Here is a 15,213-nt window from a genome sequence, read left to right as displayed (position 1 = left end):
GCGGGATGAAGCGGAGGTGTGGGGCCCGCGAACGCCGGATTTTCTCGTCCGGGCGAGGTTTCCCCGGACGGGAGCGGGGGGAGGACGCATTACACCCCGCGATCACGCTCTGCTCGTGCCGTACCACCATGCGGCACGGTGCCGCTGTTGGTCTCGCCGGAGCGCGCGCGTGGGTGCCTGGCACCGTCGCCGCCCGGTGGGTGGTGCGCCGGGCATCTGTCGCAGACGTGATCGCCCCCCGAAGGGCACACCCCCGTGCCATCGACCCACGACCCAGGACGAGGGGGCGCAGCATGGACGCTTTCACCTCAGTACTGCTCCAGCGCATAAGGACGACCGAGTCCGACCTGACCCGCGCGCGCGACGAGGGCGACGACTACCTCGCCGAGGTCGAGCAGGCGGAACTCGACGACCTGCGCCGCCTGGCGGCGGAGCACGGCGTGCAGATCGGCGCGTAGCCGGCGAGGACGGTGAGCCGAAGAGATGAGGGTGCCCCCGGCGGGTCCAGCGCCGGGGGCACCCTCGTGTCGTCGTGCGGTCCTGCCGCGCTCAGTCGTGCCAGGCGCCGAAGTCCTCCAGGAGGCCCTGGAGGGGCTCGAAGACGCCCGGGGCGGCGGCGATCGCCAGCTCGCCCGAAAGGCGCTCAGAGGGCCGTCCACCGGTCAGGGCGCCCGCTTCCCGGGCGATGAGGTCGCCCGCCGCGTAGTCCCAGGGGTTCAGACCGCGCTCGTAGTAGCCGTCGAGGCGGCCCGCGGCGACGTCGCACAGGTCGATCGCGGCCGAGCCGCCCCGCCGGATGTCGCGCACGAGGGGGATCACCCGGGCCGCGACGGCGGCCTGGGCGGCCTTGCGCTCGGCGAGGTAGCCGAACCCGGTCGAGACCAGCGCCTGCGCCAGGGGCGGCGCGGGACGGACGGCCAGGGGCCGCTCGCTCCCCCCGGCACCGGTGACCCAGGCGCCCCGGCCGCGCACGGCCTGGTAGGTCTCGCCGCGCAGCGGTGCGTGGACGACGCCGACGACGGTCTCGCCGTCCTGCTCGGCCGCGATGGACACGGCCCAGCTCGGCAGCCCGTAGAGGTAGTTCACCGTGCCGTCCAGGGGGTCGATGATCCAGCGCACCCCGCTGGTGCCCGCGTCGGAGGCGCCCTCCTCGCCGAGCAGTCCGTCGTGCGGGCGCTGCTCGGTTATCAGGCCGGTGATCAGCTTCTCGGCGGCGATGTCCATCTCCGTGACCACGTCGATGGGGCTCGACTTGGTGTGGGCGACGGCGAGGTCGGCCGGGCGGCCGTCGCGCAGCAGCGCGCCCGCGCGCGAGGCGGCCTCCTGGGCGATCCGGAGCAGGTCGTCGTACAGGTCGGTCATGGGGTTCCTCACGCGTAGGGGCTGTCGGCGCCCGCGGCGGCCGGCTTGGGGGCGCGGGCGGGGCAGCAGCCGACCGGACAGAGGTTCGCGCTCGCGCCGAGGCCGCCGAGGACGCAGGGGGTGACCTCCTGGCCGCGTTCGGCGGCGGCGCGCTCCAGGACGAGGTCGCGGACGCCGGCGGCGAAGCGCGGGTCGGCGCCGACGGTCGCCGAGCGGCGCATCGGCAGGCCCAGCTCCTCGGCCTTGGCCTTGGCCTCGGTGTCGAGGTCGTACAGGACCTCCATGTGGTCCGAGACGAACCCGATGGGGGCGATGACGACCGCGGGGGCGTCCGCCGCGTGGAGCTCCTCCAGGTGGTCGCAGATGTCCGGTTCCAGCCAGGGGATGTGCGGGGCGCCGGAGCGGGACTGGTAGACGAGCTGCCAGGGGTGGTCGTCGCCGGTGCGCTCGCGGACCGCGTCGGCGATCAGCTGCGCGACCTCCAGGTGCTGCTCGACGTACGCGCCGCCCTCGCCGTGGTCCTCGACGGGGCCCGAGGTGTCGGCGGAGGCGGTCGGGATGGAGTGGGTCGAGAAGGCGATGTGGGCGCCCGCGCGGACGTCCTCGGGGAGTTCGGCGAGCGATTCCAGGACGCCGTCGACCATCGGCTCCAGGAAGCCCGGGTGGTTGAAGTAGTGCCGCAGCTTGTCGACTCGGGGGAGGTCCAGGCCCTCGGCCTCCAGGGCGGCCAGCGACTCGGCGAGGTTCTCGCGGTACTGGCGGCAGCCGGAGTAGGAGGCGTAGGCGCTGGTGGCGAGGACGAGGACGCGGCGGCGGCCGTCGGCGGTCATCTCGCGCAGGGTGTCCGTCAGGTACGGGGCCCAGTTGCGGTTGCCCCAGTAGATCGGCAGGTCCACGCCGTGCTCGGCGAAGTCCTTGCGCAGGGCGTCCAGGAGGGCGCGGTTCTGGTCGTTGATGGGGCTGACCCCGCCGAAGAGGAAGTAGTGCTGCCCGACTTCCTTGAGGCGTTCGGTGGGGATGCCTCGCCCACGCGTCACGTTCTCCAGGAACGGGACCACGTCGTCCGGTCCTTCGGGGCCGCCGAAGGACAGCAGGAGCAGGGCGTCGTAGGGGGTGGCATCGAGCGCGTCTGGCATGTCTCGATCCTGCCACCCGCCACTGACACCCGGGAAACGGCGGGGTGTCCGGGAAGGTTCCCGCGCTTGGAGGACGGGGTTTCCGCGACAAGGAACAGGGGTGCGTCCGGGTGAACCGGCTCGTAAGCTGTATAGGCCCCAATCGCACCTTACGATCTTCGTACGACCCTCCCCGTGGGGCCGTCCGGAGACCGCACGGCGCCGTCAGGACCCCTCTGGCGCGCCACCCTGGACACCGCTTCGAGCCCCGCCCCCCGAAGAGCCGCACCGTCCGCACCGCGCCGAGCCGACCCGCGCGCGTGCGGCCCCGTCCCTGACCGGAGCCCGCCTTGCCCAGCCCCTACCGCGCCCTGTTCGCCGCCCCCGGCACCAAGGGCTTCGCCGCCGCGGGGTTCCTCGGCCGGATGCCGCTGTCGATGATGGGCATCGGCGTGGTCACGATGATCTCCCAGCTGACCGGCCGCTACGGCCTCGCGGGCGCCCTGTCGGCGACCATCGCGCTGGCCGTCGCGCTCCTGGGGCCCCAGGTCTCCCGGCTGGTGGACCGGCACGGCCAGCGCAGGGTGCTGCGCCCGGCGACCCTGGTCGCGCTCGTCGCGTCGGCCGGGATGCTGCTGGCCGCGCACTTCCGCTGGCCGGACTGGACGCTGTTCGTGTGCGCGGCGGGCATCGGCGCGGTGCCGAGCCTGGGCGCGATGATCCGCGCGCGGTGGGCCGCGCTGTACCGGGGCACGCCGCAGCTGCACACCGCGTACTCCTTCGAGTCCGTGGTGGACGAGATGTGCTTCATCTTCGGGCCGATCATCTCCATCGGCCTGTCCACGGCCTGGTTCCCGGAGGCGGGGCCGCTGCTGGCGGCCTGTTTCCTCGCGGTCGGCGTCTTCTGGCTGACCGCGCAGAAGGCCACCGAGCCGGCGCCGCACCCGCGCGCGCGAAGCGGCGGGGGGACGGCACTGCGCTCGCGCGGACTGCGGGTCCTGGTGAGCACGTTCGTGGCGACCGGGACGATCTTCGGGGCGGTGGACGTGGTGACCGTGGCGTTCGCGGACGAGCAGGGCCACAAGAGCGCGGCCAGTGTCGTCCTCGCGGTGTACGCGGCCGGCTCCTGTGTGGCCGGTCTGGTCTTCGGGCTGATGCGCTTCTCCGGTGCCCCGCAAAGGCGTTGGCTGCTGGGCATATGCGCGATGGCCGTGAGTATGATCCCCCTCCTACTGGTCGGGAACTTGCCGTTTCTGGCCGTGGCGCTCTTCGTCGCGGGCCTGTCCATCGCACCCACGATGATCACGACGATGTACCTCATCGAAGAGCACGTACCACGCGCGCAGTTGACCGAGGGCATGACCTGGATCAGCACCGGGCTCGCGGTCGGGGTCGCGCTCGGCTCCTCGGTGGCCGGCTGGGTGATCGACGCCGCCGGGGCCCGCGCCGGGTACGGGGTCCCTGCGGTCGCCGGGGCCGTCGCGGTCGCGGTCGGTTTCCTGGGGTACCGCCGGCTCAGCAGGCCGGCTACGGGTCGGGGAGGCACCGTTGAGCAGCACACTGAGCGGGAAGAGCGGCACGTGGCGTAACTGGGGCGGGAATGTCGTCGCCCGTCCCGCGCGGGAGGTGGAGCCCGCGTCCGTGGAGGAGCTGGCGGCGGCGCTGCGGCAGGCCGCGGAGGACGGCCTGAAGGTGAAGGCCGTCGGATCGGGGCACTCCTTCACGTCGATCGCGGCGACCGACGGAGTATTGATACGCCCTCAACTGTTGACCGGTATACGCAATATTGACCGCGATGCCATGACTGTCACTGTTGAGGCCGGCACTCCGCTCAAGAGACTCAACATGGCTCTCGCGCGCGAGGGCCTGTCGCTCACCAACATGGGCGACATCATGGAGCAGACCGTCTCCGGCGCCACCAGCACCGGCACGCACGGCACGGGCCGCGAGTCGGCCTCGATCGCCGCCCAGATCAAGGGACTTGAGCTGGTCACGGCCGACGGCTCGGTTCTGACCTGCTCCGCGGAGCGCAACGCGGACGTCTTCGCCGCCGCCCGGATCGGCCTGGGCGCCCTGGGCGTCGTCACGGCGATCACGTTCGCCGTGGAGCCGCTCTTCCTGCTCAGCGCGCGCGAGGAGCCCATGCCGCTGGAGAAGGTCCTCGCCGACTTCGACCAGCTCTGGGCGGAGAACGAGCACTTCGAGTTCTACTGGTTCCCGCACACCGGGAACACCAACACCAAGCGCAACAACCGCAGCGCGGGCCCGCGCCGGCCGGTCGGCCGGGCGAGGGCCTGGCTGGACGACGAGTTCCTCTCCAACGGCGTCTTCCAGGCGGCCCAGTGGGTCGGCCAGGCGGTGCCCGCGACGGTCCCGGCGATCGCCCAGGTCTCCAGCAGGGCCCTGTCCGCGCGCAGCTACACGGACATCCCCTTCCGCGTGTTCACCTCCCCGCGCCGGGTGCGGTTCGTGGAGATGGAGTACGCCGTCCCGCGCGAGGCCGTCACCGAGGTGCTGCGCGAGCTGAAGGCAGTGGTCGACCGCTCCGGACTGCGCGTCAGCTTCCCCGTGGAGGTGCGCACGGCCCCGGCGGACGACATCGCGCTGTCCACCGCGTCCGGCCGCGACAGCGCCTACGTCGCCGCCCACATGGTGCGCGGCACGGCCTACCAGGGGTACTTCACGGCCGCCGAGCGGATCTTCACCGCGTACGAGGGGCGCCCGCACTGGGGGAAGGTGCACACGCGGGACGCGGAGTACTTCGCGCGCGTGTACCCGCGCTTCGGCGAGTTCACGGCGCTGCGGGACCGGTTGGACCCGGGCCGGCTGTTCCAGAACGACTATCTGCGGAGGGTGCTGGGTCAGTAGCGGACGTGCCTGGCGAGGGGGCCGCACTCTCCCCGGCCCCGCTCCCCGCGGCCGTGCCGCTCCCGGCCGGGGTGCCGCTCGGGGAGGGCGACGGGGTCGCGCCGGGGGCCGCCGTACCCGCCGTGCCGCCCGTGTCCGCCGTACCGCCGCCGTCCGCCGCCGGGGAGCCCTCCTGCGAGGGTGCGGCGCCCTGGCCGCCCCCGCCGGGCGCCGAGGGCCTGGGGGACGACGGGGTGGACGAGGTGCCGCCGCCCTTGACCGCGTCGCTGACGGTCGTGCCGGAACCGCCGCTGAAGGCGGTGCCGGAGGCCAGTTCGTAGGTCGTGATGCCGCCCATGGTGACGCCGAAGACGAGGGCGGCGGCGATCAGCGGGCGCCTCCAGCGGATGCCCCGCGCGCGGTGGACCGTGCCCGCCGAGTACTCCCCCGGCGCGGGCGGCGGGTCCGCCGGAGCGTGCGGCCGGGGCGCGGCGGCCACCGGGGCGGCCGGCGGGACGCTCGACTCGCGCAGCTGCTCGCCGGTGCGGCTGAAGAAGTGCTGGAGGAGCGAGCCGCCGCAGGTGGCGATCACGCTGACGACACCGGCGCCCAGGATGGTGCCGTACACCCCGAAGGACGAGGCGAGTTTGGCGGCGACCACGGCGGCCAGCGCGCTGCCGGCGACCTGGGGGACGCTGAGGTCGGGCCGCTTCCTCTTCTTCACCTCCTCGGAATCGTTCAACACGTCGACGACATCGGGCCTTTCGCGCATCCCGGAACCTTGCCTGCCTTTCCCGTACATGATCAACAGTTGACGGGTTACCGATCTATTGATCCGTGTTCCACACATCAAGGTGACGTCGGGATGAAACCGATAGTTCCGATTACGGGTGATGCGTGAAGTACGCCACCTTCAAGATCCCCGGATTGCGGGAATCGGCGACCAACTCCCCCATCTCGTCGGAAGTTAGAGGCGCGGCAATCCACGCACGTGGCCCAAATGGAGTACTGTTGCGAGCCCTGGGCCCGGCCTCCCTTCGGGGTGTCCGGGGCCTTGCTGGACCGCCAGGAGGGGAACTAGTTGCACAGGGTGACAGGCTCAGTCACTTAGCGTGGCGAATAGGTAACCGTGCCATAACGGCGATCCAGGGCCCGTGCCCGACACGCCGGGCAACTCGGCAAGGTTGTGGCAGGCTGCACCCGGGCAGGCCACACTCGTCTAGCGGAAGCAGCGACGCACGTGACGTCGGCAGGCACCACCCGGGAGGTCCCCATGCCCGAACTGCGTGTCGTGGCCGTCTCGAATGACGGTACACGGCTGGTGCTCAAAGCTGCCGACGCGACGGAGTACACCCTCCCCATCGACGAGCGGCTGCGTGCCGCCGTGCGCGGCGACCGCCCCCGCCTCGGCCAGATCGAGATCGAGGTCGAGAGCCATCTGCGGCCCCGCGACATCCAGGCGCGCATACGCGCGGGTGCCACGGCGGAAGAGGTCGCGCAGCTCGCGGGCATCCCCGTCGACCGGGTCCGCCGCTTCGAGGGCCCTGTCCTCGCCGAGCGCGCCTTCATGGCCGAGCGCGCCCGCAAGACCCCTGTACGCCGCCCCGGTGAGAACGCGGGCCCCCAGCTCGGCGAGGCCGTCCAGGAGCGGCTGCTGCTGCGCGGCGCCGAGAAGGACACCGTCCAGTGGGACTCCTGGCGCCGTGACGACGGCACCTGGGAGGTCATGCTGGTCTACCGGGTCGCCGGTGAGCCGCACGCGGCGAGCTGGACGTACGACCCGCCCCGGCGGCTCGTCCAGGCCGTCGACGCGGAGGCGCGCTCCCTGATCGGCGAGTCCGACGACCTGGCCGCGCCCGAGCCCAGTTTCCCGTTCGTGCCCCGTATCGCGCGGCTGCCCCGCGACCGGCCGCTGGACCGCGAGCGCCCCGCGCCCGCCGACCGGCCGGACGAGGAGACCGAGGAGGCGGGCGAACGGGACTCGCTGACCAGCCTGCTGGAGGCCGTGCCGAGCTTCCGGGGCGACATGGTCGTCCCCGAGCGGGTGGCGGAGGACGGCGTCGAGGAGGGCGAGCAGGAGGCCGAGGCCGAGGAGCCCCCGGCGCCCGCCGCGTCCGCCGGCTCCGCCTACGCCGACGTGCTCATGCCGCGCTCCGTCGGCAGCCACCGCGACCGCCTCACCGGCGCCACCGACCGCCAGGCCGAGGCCGACGGCGTCCGCCCCGGCCGCCGCGCGGCCGTACCCAGCTGGGACGAGATCGTCTTCGGGACGCGGCGCAAGAAGCAGGAGTAGCAGGGCGGTACGAGGCGCCCGCGCGCGTAGATGCGATCCGGGGGCACCCCGCGCGCGTGGATGCGGCGCCGGGACGCCCGCGCGCGTGGCCGACGGCGAGCACCGCGTCAACAGCCGTGCGCGGCGCCCCTGGTGAGAGCCGCGCACGCGCCGGAGTCCGCAAACAGCCCCGTCCTACTGCGGCTCCGCCCCCACCGCCACCGGACGGGACGGGTCCGAGGACCACTCCGACCAGGAGCCCACGTACAGCGCCGCGTCGATGCCCGCGACCGCCAGGGCCAGGACCTCGTGCGCCCCGGAGACGCCCGAACCGCAGTACACCCCGACCTCGGTGCCCTCAGCGGCGCCCAGGGTCTTGAAGCGGCCCTGGAGGGTCTGCGCGGGCAGGAAGCGGCCGTCGGGTCCGACGGTCTCCGTGGTGGGCGCCGAGACCGCGCCGGGGATGTGGCCGCCGACCCGGTCGATGGGCTCGACGTCACCCCGGTAGCGCTCCCCCGCGCGCGCGTCGAAGAGCACTCCGGAGCGGGCGAGGGCGGCGGCCCCGTCCGCGTCGAGCAGGCCGGCCGCCCCGGGGACCGGCGTGAAGTCGCCTTCCGCGGGCGCGGGTACGTCGGCCGAGATCTCCCCCTCCCAGGACGGCAACCCGCCGTCGAGGACCCGCACGTCCGGGTGACCCGTCCAGCGCAGCAGCCACCACGCGCGCGCGGCGGCCCAGCCCTGGCCGCCGTCGTACACGACCACGGGGACGTCCGCCGAGACGCCCGCCTTGCGCATGGCCGCGCCGAACTCCCCGAGGTCGGGCAGGGGATGGCGGCCGGCCGCGCCCGCGGCGCCTGCCAGCTCCCGGTCGAGGTCGACGAAGACGGCGCCCGGGACGTGCCCTTCGGCGTGCGCCGCGCGGCCGTCGAAACGCGGCTGCCCGGAGCCCGGGACGCTGAGCTGCCAGCGGACGTCGAGGACCACCGGCGGGCGGTTTCCGGCCAGTTCACGCGCGAGGGCGGGTGCGGAAATGATGGCGTTCATGGCGCCCATCCTCGCGCACAGGGTGGCCGCCCAGGCCCGGTCCGGCTAATGTCCTCCGCCGGACAGGCCTGATCACCAGGTGTACGGGGGCGGACACACCGCGTACACCAGGTCGGCACACGACGGCAATCATGGCGAAACGGACAGGCAACCGCGGCTCCGGCTCCGGCCGGTCACGGCCCGCGCGCGGCGGCGCGCCCGGGGCGCGTGGCCGCGCGGGGGGTGCGAGCATCGGCACGGGGGTTCAGGGCGGAAGCGACGCGGCCCACCATGGCGGGCCGAGGAGAGAGTGACGATGACCGAGGCACGGGGTTTCGCCGACCGGGACGGCGGGACACGCGGACGGTACGCGCCCGGGACGCCCTGCTGGGTGAGCCTGATGGTGCACGGGCTGGACGCGACCCAGGAGTTCTACAGCGAGCTGTTCGGCTGGGAGTTCCGGCCCGGCCCGCGGCAACTGGGCCCCTACGCGCGCGCGTTGCTCGACGGCCGGGAGGTCGCCGGCGTCGGACAGCTCCCGGCGGACCGTCATCTGCCCGTCGCCTGGACGCCGTACTTCGCCGCGGACGACGTGGACGAGACCGCGGGGTCGGTGCGCCACTGCGGCGGGACCGTCGGGGTGGGTCCCCTGGACGCCGCCGACGCCGGGCGGCTCGCGATCGGCTCCGACCCGTCGGGGGCGGTCCTGGGGCTGTGGCAGGCGGACGCCCATCTGGGCATCGCGGTCAGCGGGGTGCCGGGCACCCCGGTCTGGTACGAGCTGCTGACCTACGACACGGAGGGCGTGGTCAAGTTCTACGAGACGCTGTTCGGCTACACGCCCGAGCCCGCGGGCGACGTGGTGACGCTGCGGCTGGACGGCCGTCCGGTGGCCGCGCTGCACGGCCTGGGCTCGGCGCTGCCCCGGGACCGGGGTCCGCACTGGCTGACGTACTTCGCGGTCGCGGACGTCGACGCGGCCCTGGAGCGGGTCAACGCGCTCGGCGGGCACACGCTCACGCTGCCCCGCGAGGCCCCTCAGGGCCGTACGGCGACCGCGGCGGACCCGGAGGGCGCCCGGTTCGCGCTGCTCCAGCAGCGGGCCGTCTGAGGCGTCAGACGGGCTGGACGGGCAGCACGTCCGGGGAGAGGGGCGCCGCCTTCGCCGTGGCCGCGGTCATGCGGCGGCGATGATGGCGGCGGCACAGGACCTCGTAGCCGACGGTGTCGGCCTGGTTGACGTCGCCGACGACGACCTGGGCGCCCTCGACGACCATGACGCCGCCGACGGTGCGGGCGTTGTGGGTGGCGCGGGCGCCGCACCAGCACAGGGCCTCGACCTGGAGGACCTCGACGCGGTCGGCGAGTTCGACGAGGCGCTGGGAGCCGGGGAAGAGCTTGGAGCGGAAGTCGGTGGTGATGCCGAAGGCGTAGACGTCGAGGCCCAGGTCGTCGACCACGCGCGCGAGCTGGTCGATCTGCTCCTCGGCGAGGAACTGCGCCTCGTCGGCGATGACGTAGTCGGCGCGGGCGCCCTGGGAGAGGTGGTCGACCAGATAGGCGTACAGGTCCTGGCCGTCGACGACCTCGACGGCGTCGGTGACGAGGCCGAGGCGCGAGGACAGCTTGCCGCTGCCCGCGCGGTCGTCGCGGCTGAAGATCAGGCCGGTGAGGCCGCGGGCCGAGCGGTTGTGCTCTATCTGGAGCGCCAGGGTCGACTTCCCGCAGTCCATGGTTCCGGAGAAGAACACCAGCTCGGGCATGGGGAGGAGAGCACCTTTCGGCGGGAGGAACGGTCGGGAACGGTCAGCGGACAAGGCCGAAGGAACGGTCACGAGCAGACAGGAACGGTCAGGAGCGTACTTCGAGCAGAGGGACGAGCTGCTCGGCCGGGGTCATCGAGCCGTGGTTGCCGACCATCGCGGACTCCTTGGGCTCCCGCTCCGAGGCGATGATCAGGACGTCGTCCCGCGCCGCCGCGATGACGTCGCCGAGCCTCCCGCGCACGCGCGCGTCGACGTCGGGGCCGAACCAGCCCGCGGCGATCGCCTCTTCGCGCGAGGCGATCCAGAACTGCTCGCCCAGGACCTCGCGCCAGCAGGTGAGGACGTCGTTCTCGGCGCCGGGCACCGCGTAGACGTGCCGCGCGCGGCCCTCGCCGCCGAGGAGGGCGACGCCCGCGCGCAGCTCCCAGTCCTCGTCGAAGTCGATGCGGTGCTGTTCGTCGAAGGGGATGTCGACCATGCCGTGGTCGGCGGTGACGTACAGGGCGCTGCGCGGCGGGAGTTGCTCGGCGAGGCGCTGGACGAGGCGGTCGACGTGCATGAGCTGGCCGCGCCAGGTGTCGGAGGCGACGCCGTAGCGGTGGCCGGCGCCGTCGAGCTCGGCGTAGTACGTGTAGACCAACGCGCGGTCCCCGGCGGCCAGTTCGGCGGCGGCGAGGTCCATGCGCTCGTCGGCGGAGAGCCGGCCGTGGAACGTCCCGCCGCTGAGCGCGATCTTGGTCAGCGGGGTCTGCTGGAAGGCGGGCGAGGAGACCTGCGCGGTGTGCACGCCCGCGGCGTCGGCCCGCTGGAAGACCGTCGGGTACGGCTGCCAGGCGTGCGGGTCGGTCCAGGGCTGCCAGCGCAGCTGGTTCATCAGCTCGCCGGTGCCGGGGTCGCGCACGGTGTACCCGGGCAGGCCGTGGGCGCCCGGGGGCAGTCCGGTGCCGACGGAGGCCAGGGAGGTCGCGGTGGTCGCCGGGAAACCCGCGGTGATCGGCCGGCCGCTGCCCCCGCGCGAGGACGCCAGCAGGCTGTGCAGGTAGGGCGCCTCGTCGCGGTGGTCCTTGATCTGCTCCCAGCCCAGGCCGTCGACCAGGAAGACGCACACGCGGTCGGCCGGGGCGAGTTCGGGGATCGTGGCGTCAAGGCCCGGGACGCCGAGTCCGGCGGCCAGGGTGGGCAGCAGGTCGGCGAGGGAGCCCGTGCCGTAGCGCGGGACGGGGGCGGTGTCGAGGGGCAGGGGCTCGGGGTGGTCCCACGGGGCGAGCTGAGACATCAGAGGGCCGCGGTCGCCTCGGAGAGGGACTGCGCGAAGGCGAGCGCCTGGCGCACGGTCTCGGGGCCGTCGCCCGCCTCGCTGACGCGCAGGCTGAGGTCGTCGGCGGTCGAGTTGCCCGTGTAGCCGTGGTCGGCGTCGCAGTTGGGGTCTCCGCAGGCGGCGGGCTCCAGGTCGATGCGGGAGACGGCGCCCCAGCCGATGGTGAGGACGACCTCGCGCGGGAGCGTGCCGGGCGCGTACGACTCGGGGTTGGCGACGACCCGGCTGACGACGACGGAGGAGATCCGGCCGAGCTTCACGGACTCGGTGGAGGTCGTGGCGTACGGGGTGGGCGAGGTGGAGTCGGCGGCCTGCTCGTCGGTGTGGCTGACGATGAAGCGGTTGCCGGTGAGCACCAGGACCGTGACGTGCCGGCGCACCTCGTTCTGGTCGAACGTGGTCTCCTGGTGGACCAGGTACGACCGGATCGGCTCGCCGCCCACCGCGGCCTCCACCGCCTCGGCAACGAGGGCCGGGTAGTAGCCGCTGCGCTCGATCGCCGCGCGCAGCCCCTGGGTCGTCGTACTGGTCTTGGCCATGCCCTCATCTTACGGGGGCCCACTGACAGCGAGGCACCCGATGGGTGAGGCCGGGAGGACGCTCAGTAGGCGGGCAGGGTGCGCGGGCCGAGGTCGTCGCGGGCGGGCGGCGGGGCGAGGCGGACGGAGGCGCCGAGGACGCTGAGGCCGTGCGGGGCGACGACGACGGGTTCCAGGGTGATGGCGACGATCTCGGGGTGGTCGTCGGCCAGCCGGGAGACGCGCAGCAGGAGTTCCTCCAGCGCCGGGGTGTCGACGGGGGTGGAGCCGCGCCAGCCGAACAGCAGGGGGGCGGTGCGGATCGAGCGGACCAGGGAGGTGGCGTCCCGGTCCGTGACGGGTATCAGGCGGTGCGCCATGTCGCCGAGGAGCTGGGAGGCGGCTCCGGCGAGGCCGAAGGAGAGCACGGCTCCGGCGGCCGGGTCGTAGCCCGCGCGGACGACGGTGTCGACCCCGCGCGGGGCCATCGCCTGGACGACGGGGCGCAGTTCCAGCGGCGTCCCGAACAGGTCGGTCAACTCGCCGTAGGCGCGCCTGAGTTGTTCCTCGTCCGTGAGGTCGAGGCGGACGCCGCCGAGGTCGGCGCGGTGTCTGAGGTGCGGGGCGGTCGCCTTGAGGGCGACGGGGTAGCCCAGGGTGTGCGCGGCCCGTACGGCGTCCTCGGGGGTGGGGGCGGGCAGCGCGCGGCGCACGGTGATGCCGTAGCGGCCGAGCAGGTCGCAGGTCTCCTCGGTGCCGAGGGTGAGGCCCTGCCCGCGCGCGAGGAGTGTGCCGATCATCCTGGCGGCGCCCTTCTCGTCGATGTCCTCGTACTCGGGCACCTTCCCGGGGTCGGCGGCCTCCCGGCGCCAGCGCGCGTAGGTGACGGCCTCGGCCAGCGCGCGTACGGCGCGTTCGGCGGCGGGGTAGGCGGGGATGAGCCGGACGGCGTCCCGCGCGGGGGCGTCCTCCACTCGCGCGTGGGGCGGTACGGCGGCCTCGGGGGCCGTCGCGCGCGCGGGGGCGGTGCTGGTGGCGGCGGACAAGGCTTCGGCGAGGCCGCCGAGTTCGACGTGGACGACGAGGACGGGCTTGGCCGGGGCGGCCGCCGCCGCGGAGCTGAGGGCCTCGGCGAGTTCGGCGTCACCGGTGGAGGTCTCGCCGATGGCCGGGATGGCGGTGACGACAACGGCGTCGCAGCTTTCGTCGGCCAGCACGCGCGTGAGGGCTCGGCGGAAGTCCTCGGCGCTCGCGGCGGTCGTCAGGTCGAGCGGGGGCGCCGGGCGCAGGCCCTCGGCGAGGCAGGCGTCGTAGGTGAGCAGGCCCAGGGACTCGGAGTTGCCGACGATGGCCACGCGCGGGCCCGCGGGCAGGGGCTGGCGGGCGAGCAGGAGGCCGGTGTCGACGAGTTCGGTGATGGTGCCCACGCGCAGGACGCCGGCCTGGCGCAGCAGCGCGGAGACGGTGGCCGGCGGCAGCCGGGTGGCGCGCACGGCGTGCCCTTGGGGGGCCGATCCGGCGCTCTGGACGACGACCAGGGGCTTGGCCGCCGCGGTCCGCCGGGCGAGGCGGGTGAACTTGCGGGGGTTGCCGATGGACTCCAGGTACATGAGGACGACGTCGGTGTCGGGGTCGTCGTACCAGTACTGGAGGACGTCGTTGCCGGAGACGTCCGCGCGGTTGCCTGAGGAGACGAAGGTGGACACCCCTGTCACCCCGGTGACGCCGCCGCCCCGGCGGTGCAGCCGGGACAGGAGGGCGACGCCGATGGCGCCGGACTGGGCGAACAGGCCGATGCGGCCGTGGCGGGGCGTCTCGGGGGCGAGGGAGGCGTTGAGCCGTACCTCGGGTGAGGTGTTGATGACGCCGAACGCGTTGGGGCCGATGATGCGCATCCCGTACGCGCGCGCGTGGCGCACGAGTTCCCGCTGGCGCTCGCGCCCTTCGGGCCCGCTCTCGGCGTACCCGGCGGAGACGACGACCAGTCCCTGCACGCCGTGTTCGCCGCACTCGGTGACGGCCTCGGGGACGTCGTCGGCGGGGACGGCGACGACGGCGAGGTCGACGGGGCCCTCGATGTCGCGCACGGAGCGGTGGGCCGGGACGCCGTCGAGCTCCTTGAGGTCGTCGGGGAAGGCCTTGTTGACGGCGTGCAGGGCGCCCTGGAAGCCCGCGGCGCGCAGGTTGCCGAGGACGGCGCGGCCGACGCCTCCGGGGGCGCGTCCGGCGCCGATGACAGCGACGGAGCCGGGCGCGAGCAGGCGGCGCACGGAGCGGGCCTCGGCGCGCTGTTCGCGGGCGCGCTGGACGGCGAGGGAGCGTTCGGTGGGTTCGAGGCCGAACTCCAGGCGGACGACACCGTCCTCGAAGCTGCGCTTCTGGGTGTACCCGGCGTCCGTGAACACCTTGATCATCTTGCTGTTGGCGGGGAGCACCTCGGCGGCGAAGCGGCGGATGCCGCGCTCGCGGGCGACGGCCGCGATGTGCTCCAGGAGGGCGGAGGCGACGCCGCGGCCCTGGTGGGCGTCCTGGACGAGGAAGGCGACCTCGGCCTCGTCGGCGGGGGCCGAGGCGGGCATGCCGTCGGGGCCGATGCGGTCGTAGCGTACGGTTGCGATGAACTCTCCGCCGACGGTGGCGGCGAGTCCCACCCGGTCCACGAAGTCGTGGTGCGTGAAGCGGTGGACGTCCTTGGCCGACAGGCGCGGGTAGGGCGCGAAGAAGCGGTAGTACTTCGACTCGTCCGACACCTGCTCGTAGAAGCTGACCAGGCGGGTCGCGTCGTCGACGGTGATGGGCCGTACGCGCGCGGTGCCGCCGTCGCGCAGCACCACGTCGGCTTCCCAGTGGGCGGGGTACTCGTGCCGCTCCTCGGCGCTTCGCATGGGGCCCAGCGTACGGCTCGCGTCCGACAACGGCGCGAGGCAGTCTGGGGAAGGACGTCACACGGTGGAGCCGGTCCGAGGCCGCGGCCCGGCAGCCGTCCCGGAAG

The 15,213-nt window shown here is 73.7% G+C and carries 13 protein-coding genes; 5 read left to right on the top strand and 8 right to left on the bottom strand.

Translation table 11 applies throughout. The annotated features are described in order from the left end of the window. Window positions 1-293: 293 nt before the first annotated feature. Window positions 294-458: a hypothetical protein gene (locus ACYUD3_RS00685; protein ID WP_470961731.1), complete on the top strand. Its 165-nt coding sequence runs from the start codon at window positions 294-296 to the stop codon at window positions 456-458. 91 nt (window positions 459-549) lie between these two features. Here ACYUD3_RS00685 and ACYUD3_RS00680 read toward each other — a convergent pair whose 3' ends face one another. Together ACYUD3_RS00680 and ACYUD3_RS00675 are read right to left on the bottom strand one after the other, a co-directional pair. Beyond that, window positions 550-1,362 (bottom strand): inositol monophosphatase family protein, encoded by an 813-nt coding sequence (locus tag ACYUD3_RS00680; protein ID WP_470961728.1) that lies wholly within the window; start codon window positions 1,360-1,362, stop codon window positions 550-552. 8 nt (window positions 1,363-1,370) lie between these two features. Further along, window positions 1,371-2,498 (bottom strand): ferrochelatase, encoded by a 1,128-nt coding sequence (locus ACYUD3_RS00675; protein ID WP_470961724.1) that lies wholly within the window; start codon window positions 2,496-2,498, stop codon window positions 1,371-1,373. A 329-nt stretch (window positions 2,499-2,827) separates the two neighbouring features. On the opposite strand from ACYUD3_RS00675, the gene ACYUD3_RS00670 reads away from it, so the two are divergent. Both ACYUD3_RS00670 and ACYUD3_RS00665 read left to right on the top strand, forming a co-directional pair. Next, complete coding sequence (locus tag ACYUD3_RS00670; RefSeq protein ID WP_470961721.1) at window positions 2,828-4,066, top strand: MFS transporter; 1,239 nt, start codon at window positions 2,828-2,830, stop codon at window positions 4,064-4,066. Continuing rightward, a complete protein-coding gene (locus tag ACYUD3_RS00665) occupies window positions 4,026-5,345 on the top strand; it encodes a D-arabinono-1,4-lactone oxidase (RefSeq protein ID WP_470961718.1) in 1,320 nt (439 codons plus the stop codon). The genes ACYUD3_RS00670 and ACYUD3_RS00665 overlap by 41 nt, the downstream gene beginning before the upstream one ends. Here the strand turns inward: ACYUD3_RS00665 and ACYUD3_RS00660 are convergent. Further along, complete coding sequence (locus ACYUD3_RS00660) at window positions 5,269-6,096, bottom strand: hypothetical protein (RefSeq protein ID WP_470961715.1); 828 nt, start codon at window positions 6,094-6,096, stop codon at window positions 5,269-5,271. The two genes, ACYUD3_RS00665 and ACYUD3_RS00660, sit on opposite strands and share 77 nt — an antisense overlap. Before the next feature lie 501 nt (window positions 6,097-6,597). Between ACYUD3_RS00660 and sepH the strand changes: the two genes are divergently transcribed. Beyond that, a complete protein-coding gene (gene sepH / locus ACYUD3_RS00655; protein ID WP_470961713.1) occupies window positions 6,598-7,617 on the top strand; it encodes a septation protein SepH in 1,020 nt (339 codons plus the stop codon). Window positions 7,618-7,791: 174 nt separating this feature from the next. On the opposite strand, the gene ACYUD3_RS00650 is transcribed toward sepH, so the two are convergent. Continuing rightward, a complete protein-coding gene (locus tag ACYUD3_RS00650) occupies window positions 7,792-8,640 on the bottom strand; it encodes a sulfurtransferase (RefSeq protein WP_470961710.1) in 849 nt (282 codons plus the stop codon). 295 nt (window positions 8,641-8,935) lie between these two features. Between ACYUD3_RS00650 and ACYUD3_RS00645 the strand changes: the two genes are divergently transcribed. Continuing rightward, a complete protein-coding gene (locus ACYUD3_RS00645) occupies window positions 8,936-9,730 on the top strand; it encodes a VOC family protein (protein ID WP_470961706.1) in 795 nt (264 codons plus the stop codon). Between the two features lie 4 nt (window positions 9,731-9,734). Here the strand turns inward: ACYUD3_RS00645 and ACYUD3_RS00640 are convergent, their stop codons facing one another. The 4 genes from ACYUD3_RS00640 to ACYUD3_RS00625 form a co-directional block, all read right to left on the bottom strand. Next, window positions 9,735-10,382: a thymidine kinase gene (locus ACYUD3_RS00640; protein WP_470961703.1), complete on the bottom strand. Its 648-nt coding sequence runs from the start codon at window positions 10,380-10,382 to the stop codon at window positions 9,735-9,737. An 88-nt stretch (window positions 10,383-10,470) separates the two neighbouring features. After that, a complete protein-coding gene (locus tag ACYUD3_RS00635; RefSeq protein WP_470961700.1) occupies window positions 10,471-11,661 on the bottom strand; it encodes an alkaline phosphatase family protein in 1,191 nt (396 codons plus the stop codon). Then, complete coding sequence (locus ACYUD3_RS00630; RefSeq protein ID WP_470961697.1) at window positions 11,661-12,242, bottom strand: DUF5998 family protein; 582 nt, start codon at window positions 12,240-12,242, stop codon at window positions 11,661-11,663. The genes ACYUD3_RS00635 and ACYUD3_RS00630 overlap by 1 nt, the downstream gene beginning before the upstream one ends. Window positions 12,243-12,304: 62 nt before the next feature. After that, window positions 12,305-15,106 carry a bifunctional acetate--CoA ligase family protein/GNAT family N-acetyltransferase gene (locus ACYUD3_RS00625; RefSeq protein ID WP_470961694.1) on the bottom strand — a complete coding sequence of 934 codons (2,802 nt, stop codon included), beginning with the start codon at window positions 15,104-15,106 and terminating at the stop codon, window positions 12,305-12,307. Window positions 15,107-15,213 lie beyond the last annotated feature (107 nt).

It is taken from the genome of Streptomyces sp. AMJ-169 (assembly GCF_055597585.1).
The sequence above is the reverse complement of the archived record's forward strand: the minus strand, read 5'-3'. Positions and strand labels throughout refer to the sequence as shown.

Bases quoted from the DNA above. Each gene is read 5' to 3' on its own strand.
- ACYUD3_RS00685 (WP_470961731.1), top strand. From the start codon at position 294: ATGGACGCTTTCACCTCAGTACTGCTCCAGCGCATAAGGACGACCGAG.
- ACYUD3_RS00680 (WP_470961728.1), bottom strand. From the start codon at position 1,362: ATGACCGACCTGTACGACGACCTGCTCCGGATCGCCCAGGAGGCCGCC.
- ACYUD3_RS00675 (WP_470961724.1), bottom strand. From the start codon at position 2,498: ATGCCAGACGCGCTCGATGCCACCCCCTACGACGCCCTGCTCCTGCTG.
- ACYUD3_RS00660 (WP_470961715.1), bottom strand. From the start codon at position 6,096: ATGCGCGAAAGGCCCGATGTCGTCGACGTGTTGAACGATTCCGAGGAG.
- sepH (WP_470961713.1), top strand. From the start codon at position 6,598: ATGCCCGAACTGCGTGTCGTGGCCGTCTCGAATGACGGTACACGGCTG.
- ACYUD3_RS00650 (WP_470961710.1), bottom strand. From the start codon at position 8,640: ATGAACGCCATCATTTCCGCACCCGCCCTCGCGCGTGAACTGGCCGGA.
- ACYUD3_RS00645 (WP_470961706.1), top strand. From the start codon at position 8,936: ATGACCGAGGCACGGGGTTTCGCCGACCGGGACGGCGGGACACGCGGA.
- ACYUD3_RS00640 (WP_470961703.1), bottom strand. From the start codon at position 10,382: ATGCCCGAGCTGGTGTTCTTCTCCGGAACCATGGACTGCGGGAAGTCG.
- ACYUD3_RS00635 (WP_470961700.1), bottom strand. From the start codon at position 11,661: ATGTCTCAGCTCGCCCCGTGGGACCACCCCGAGCCCCTGCCCCTCGAC.
- ACYUD3_RS00630 (WP_470961697.1), bottom strand. From the start codon at position 12,242: ATGGCCAAGACCAGTACGACGACCCAGGGGCTGCGCGCGGCGATCGAG.
- ACYUD3_RS00625 (WP_470961694.1), bottom strand. From the start codon at position 15,106: ATGCGAAGCGCCGAGGAGCGGCACGAGTACCCCGCCCACTGGGAAGCC.